Source organism: uncultured Faecalibacterium sp. (assembly GCF_900066275.1).
Classification (GTDB): domain Bacteria; phylum Bacillota; class Clostridia; order Oscillospirales; family Ruminococcaceae; genus Faecalibacterium; species Faecalibacterium taiwanense.
Genome location: NZ_FMFG01000042.1, coordinates 1 through 3,560 on the forward strand (window position 1 = coordinate 1; position 3,560 = coordinate 3,560).

A 3,560-nucleotide genomic window follows, 5' to 3' on the forward strand; every position below is an offset into this window, starting at 1 on the left:
TTCAGTCGTGGGGGTGCGTGAGCGCACTGCTTGGGCTCCCAGCTGAGCTAATCCCCCAGATGTTTGTGCCGTGCCTGACGACAGGAGTAATTATACCAGCGCTTTGCCGGATTGTCAACAGCTTTTTTGGGATTTTCTGCAAAAAAATTCCCGCCGGGGAAATGCCCTTCCCGGCGGGAAAAATGACTGCGAAAAAACTTACGCTCTTGCGTTCTGCGGGTCGAAGATCTGCGGTGCGACACGGATCAGGATCACCACAAGGACCGTGGTCAGAATGGCTTCGGGCAGCATGTAGGTGGCGTTGTACACGGCACTGTACAGCCAGCACAGACCGTCCACGCTCATGTTGGAGATGCCGGGAAAGCCGATTTCGGTCATCCAGCTGAAAGCGTAGTCGTAGTCCTTCCAGACGATGTAACCGGACAGAAAGCTGCACAAAAAGCGCAGCAGGCACACCACAAAGGCGCTGACACCGACACCCACGGTGCGGCTGCGGAAAGGCTTTGCGATCAGGCAGGCAAAGCCCAGCACCGTGAAGGCCAGAAGGTAGTCCAGCAGCACGCAGCCCACCTGTGCCGTGAGGGTCTGGCAGTATGCCAGATTGCCAAGGCCCTGCACAAGCTGGATCAGGCTGTTGACGAAAGCGGTCATGATGCCCCACTTTGCGCCGTGGCGGTAGCTCATTACCAGAATGGGCACCATGCTGAACAGGGTGATGGAACCGCCGTGGGGCATGAGCGGGATCTGGATCATGCTCAAAACGGTGGACAGGGCGATCATCAGCGCACCCTCCACCAGAATGCGGGTTTTGGAATAGGTTTTGGTCATAGGGATTCCTCTTCTCAGAACGATAGTACACAAAAACAAAATGCGCCCGCTTTCCAGCAGGCGCACGGGGTTTGTGAAAGAACGGACAGTTCTGCAAACTCCCACGCCGGCATTGTCCGGTCTGGTAAAAGGGTACTCCGCAAAACGCGGATCTCAGCCTTTCGGCACCCCTGTTTTTATGTCCATGCAAAAGTATAGCGCGTCCGGCGCAAAAGTCAAGCCCCGGCGGAACATATCTGCCCCGGCCTGTGCATAGGCTGTACCATAAGTTCACAATGGGAGGAGTCTGGATATGAAGGGAGACCCCGAACAGAGGGCGGTACAGCTGGGCGAATATATCGCGGCCAACCGGGCCACAGTGCGTGCGGCGGCAGCGGTGTTCGGGTGCAGCAAGTCCACCGTGCACAAGGATGTTGCGGTGCGGCTGCGGACGCTGCAGCCGGAGCTGTTCCGGCAGGTGCGGGCGGTTCTGGCCTGCAATAAGGCAGAGCGGCATCTGCGCGGCGGTGCGGCCACCCGGCGCAAATACAGCCGCAGATAAAAGACGGCACACTTCCGAACAAAACGGAAGCTGTGCCGTCTTTTTTAGGTTCAGTCCCGGGTGCGGAACTGGCTCAGTGCGCCTTTTTCCAACCGGCTGACCTGTGCCTGACTGATGCCGATCTCCCGCGCCACCTCCATCTGGGTCTTGCCCTGCAGGTAGCGCAGCTCCATGATCCGCTTTTCCCGCGGGGTCAGCCCGGCCACGGTCTGCCGGAACTGCAGCCCGCTGATCCAGCTGTCCTCGCCGTCCGGGTCCCGCACCTGATCGATCACATACATCGCATCGCCGCCATCGGTGTACACCGGCTCTTCCAGACTGATCGGCTCCACCACCGATTCCAGCGCGGCGGTCACTTCGCGCCGGGCAAGGCCCGCCGCCTGCGCGATCTCGTCCATGGTCGGCTCGCGGCCAAGCTGCTTTTCCAGCGCTTCGCGGCTCTGCATGGCCCGGTAGGCGGTATCCCGCAGGCTGCGGCTCACCCGCAGGGCATTGTTGTCCCGCAGAAAACGCCGGATCTCCCCAATGATCATGGGAACGCCGTAGGTGGAGAAGCGCACCGGCTGGGCGGGGTCAAAATGATCGATGGCCTTGATCAGCCCGATGCACCCCACCTGAAACAGGTCGTCCAGATTTTCGCCGCGCTGGGCGAACCGCTGCACCACGCTGAGCACCAGCCGCAGGTTGCCTTCCACCATTTGTTCCCGGGCTGCTGCATCACCGGCGTGGGCGCGGGCCAGCAGTTCCCGCTTTTCGGCTTCGGTCAGCACAGGCAGCTTTGCAGTGTTCATGCCGCACAGCTCCACTTTGTTGTACATCCAAACGCCCCCGGTCTGTTTTGATCTTCACCGGGAGTATGGGATGCGCAGCGGCATTGTATGCGTGGAAAAAACTGTGCGCTTTCCCGTTTGACAGGAAAGCGCGGCAAAATATTGTTTTTCGTGCAGATTTATGATATGCTGTATTTGCGGCGGCAACGCCGCCATCAGGCGCTGTGCCCACAAACGCAGGCGGCTAGTCCTTACCGGTACTTGGGTGCCGGCTAAAGACGATTTTTTCTTGAAGATCTCGTTCTCCCCGGATGCCCAAGGGCGGAAAGGGGGGATGCACCATGACGTTTGAACAGGTCGTGCTTCTGCTCACGCTTCTCGGCGGAGCAATCTACGTTACGTTTGAAATTACATGGACTGTTTCTCACAGTGATGACAAAAAGAAAAAATGACCGCCTCGAGTCCCAATCCGAGCGGTCATCTTTTCTTGACTAATCCGGTAAGGAACTAGCCGTTTGCAGGGCCAGCGCCTTTTGTAGTTTTATTATACGCAAATCAGCGTGGATTGTCAAGCCCAGCGGGCGGCAGTCCGCGTTTTTTCACCTCACTCGTTTTCCAATTGTACTTTTAAGGTATGGATGATCCGTTTTTCCAGCCGGGAAATGTAGCTTTGGCTGATGCCCAGTGCGTCGGCGGCCTCCTTCTGGGTGCGCTCAATGCCGTCCGCCAGACCAAAGCGCAGCTCCATGATCTGCCGTTCCCGCGGGGACAGGCTGTCCACGGCCCGGCGAAGAACGGCGCGCTCCGCATCCTGCTCCAGCCGCTGGCTGATCTGGTTCTCATCACTGCCCAGAATATCAGAAAGCAGCAGCTCGTTGCCGTCGCCATCCACGTTCAGCGGTTCGTCGATGCTGGCTTCCTGACGGCGGTTGGAGCTTTTGCGTAAGTACATCAGAATTTCATTGCCGATGCAGCGGCTGGCGTAGGTGGCCAGCTTGATGCTGCGCTCCGGCGTGAAGGTGTTCACCGCCTTGATCAGCCCGATGGTGCCAATGCTGATCATGTCCTCGGCAGGCACACCGCTGCTTTCGTACTTTTTGGCAAGGTACACCACCAGCCGCAGGTTGTGGGTGATCAGGTCGTCCCGGGCAGCGGCATCGCCTGCAGCCATACGGGAGAGCAGGACTTTTTCCTGTTCCGGGGTCAGGGGCGGGGGCAGGCTGGGCGCGCCCGCCAGAAAATGTGCGCCGCCGCAATAGCCCAGCCGTGCAAGGAGCCAACGCCAGAACCGGTGCAGAACATGAAACATGAATACCCCTCCTGTACATCTGTAGATATCGATCGCATCAAACGCTTCTCAGCGGATGCCCAGCTGTACGGCCAGTTCGCTGCCCAGCAGAGCTGTCCATGGCTGCTGCGTT

Annotated in this window: 4 protein-coding genes and 1 riboswitch; of the genes, 1 reads left to right on the top strand and 3 read right to left on the bottom strand. The window is 58.8% G+C overall.

Translation table 11 applies throughout. The features are described 5' to 3' along the window. Positions 1-198: 198 nt before the first annotated feature. Positions 199-828: an energy-coupled thiamine transporter ThiT gene (locus QZL71_RS11260; RefSeq protein WP_097775318.1), complete on the bottom strand. Its 630-nt coding sequence runs from the start codon at positions 826-828 to the stop codon at positions 199-201. An 82-nt stretch (positions 829-910) separates the two neighbouring features. Beyond that, a riboswitch (TPP riboswitch) is annotated at positions 911-1,010 on the bottom strand. Between the two features lie 110 nt (positions 1,011-1,120). Between QZL71_RS11260 and QZL71_RS11265 the strand changes: the two genes are divergently transcribed. Next, positions 1,121-1,369 carry a sporulation transcriptional regulator SpoIIID gene (locus tag QZL71_RS11265; protein ID WP_005945675.1) on the top strand — a complete coding sequence of 83 codons (249 nt, stop codon included), beginning with the start codon at positions 1,121-1,123 and terminating at the stop codon, positions 1,367-1,369. Between the two features lie 50 nt (positions 1,370-1,419). Here QZL71_RS11265 and sigG read toward each other — a convergent pair whose 3' ends face one another. Both sigG and QZL71_RS11275 read right to left on the bottom strand, forming a co-directional pair. Next, positions 1,420-2,187, bottom strand: a complete 768-nt coding sequence (gene sigG / locus QZL71_RS11270; protein WP_005945678.1) for an RNA polymerase sporulation sigma factor SigG — start codon at positions 2,185-2,187, stop codon at positions 1,420-1,422. A gap of 556 nt (positions 2,188-2,743) precedes the next feature. Beyond that, complete coding sequence (locus QZL71_RS11275) at positions 2,744-3,448, bottom strand: sigma-70 family RNA polymerase sigma factor (protein ID WP_005945695.1); 705 nt, start codon at positions 3,446-3,448, stop codon at positions 2,744-2,746. Between the last annotated feature and the right edge of the window lie 112 nt (positions 3,449-3,560).

Excerpts from the sequence above, each read along its gene's own strand:
- QZL71_RS11275 (WP_005945695.1), bottom strand. The coding sequence starts at position 3,448 with ATGTTTCATGTTCTGCACCGGTTCTGGCGTTGGCTCCTTGCACGGCTG.
- sigG (WP_005945678.1), bottom strand. The coding sequence starts at position 2,187 with ATGTACAACAAAGTGGAGCTGTGCGGCATGAACACTGCAAAGCTGCCT.
- QZL71_RS11265 (WP_005945675.1), top strand. The coding sequence starts at position 1,121 with ATGAAGGGAGACCCCGAACAGAGGGCGGTACAGCTGGGCGAATATATC.
- QZL71_RS11260 (WP_097775318.1), bottom strand. The coding sequence starts at position 828 with ATGACCAAAACCTATTCCAAAACCCGCATTCTGGTGGAGGGTGCGCTG.